A 459-nucleotide genomic window follows, 5' to 3' on the forward strand; every position below is an offset into this window, starting at 1 on the left:
CGATGCTGTGGTGGCTAGGTCTGCTTTTGTTGGTCGTCTGCTCATGGCACTATTTCATCTCGCTATCTGATAGTTGTTTGGTGTTTTGTTGTGGCTAGTGTAACACACTAGTCCGGGGTGGCCGGTGGTGCCTGTGCGGTGTCGGTACCAGCCGGATTCTCCTTCCATGGATGGGCATTGTATGAAGGTGCGTTGTCCTTGCTCAGATATTTGGAGGTGGTGCCGGTGGCCTGCCATGAGAATATTAGATACGGTGCCGTTGTGGAATTCTTGGCCGCGCCACCACTCGTAGTGTTGGTTGTTGCGCCATTGGTGTCCGTGGGCGTGCAGGATTTGTGTGCCTGCCACCTGGACGGTGGTGGTCATTTCGTCTCGGCTGGGGAAGTGGAAGTGAAGGTTGGGATATTGGTTGTTGAGCTGGTAGGCTTCTGCGATGGCGCGGCAGCAGTCCACGTCGAA

General features: G+C 55.1%; 1 pseudogene. It reads right to left on the bottom strand.

Going from position 1 to position 459, the window contains the following annotated elements:
- Window positions 1–54: 54 nt before the first annotated feature.
- Window positions 55–459, bottom strand: a pseudogene (locus MWC30_RS23230) (hypothetical protein); the annotation flags it as partial.

Source organism: Desulforhabdus sp. TSK, from assembly GCF_022836495.1.
Taxonomy (GTDB): Bacteria; Desulfobacterota; Syntrophobacteria; order Syntrophobacterales; family Syntrophobacteraceae; genus Desulforhabdus.